This window comes from Bartonella queenslandensis AUST/NH15, assembly GCF_000312585.1.
In the GTDB taxonomy this organism is placed as follows: Bacteria; Pseudomonadota; Alphaproteobacteria; order Rhizobiales; family Rhizobiaceae; genus Bartonella; species Bartonella queenslandensis_A.
Genome location: NZ_HE998024.1, coordinates 1 through 293, shown reverse-complemented (window position 1 = coordinate 293; position 293 = coordinate 1). Strand labels below are relative to the sequence as shown.

At 37.9% G+C, this 293-nt stretch carries 1 protein-coding gene; it reads right to left on the bottom strand.

The genetic code is table 11. The features are described 5' to 3' along the window. A partial coding sequence (locus BN338_RS12210) for a type ISP restriction/modification enzyme (RefSeq protein ID WP_039761366.1) occupies positions 1 to 293 on the bottom strand: 293 nt, incomplete at both ends.

Sequence of the window (293 nt, the reverse complement as noted above, 5' to 3'; positions counted from 1 at the left end):
CAGGATTGCCAACGGTTTCAACGGCATAGCGATTGGCATCATTGACAATACCACTCTTTTTATCAGTCTTTACACATTGACGCCCCATAACCCATTCAAGAGCGGGTTTACCATTGACGATGTACTCATAAGCTTCAAGAGGGATATCTGTCATGATGATATTGCTATTGTAAATAACAGTCGATTTATCTTTCTCTTTACCTGCTTTTGCAAATTTCATTTCAGTCACATAATAGAATTTTTCAGGATGAGAGATCTCTGTCTGTTTTGGATTACCTGTTTTAAAGGTCACT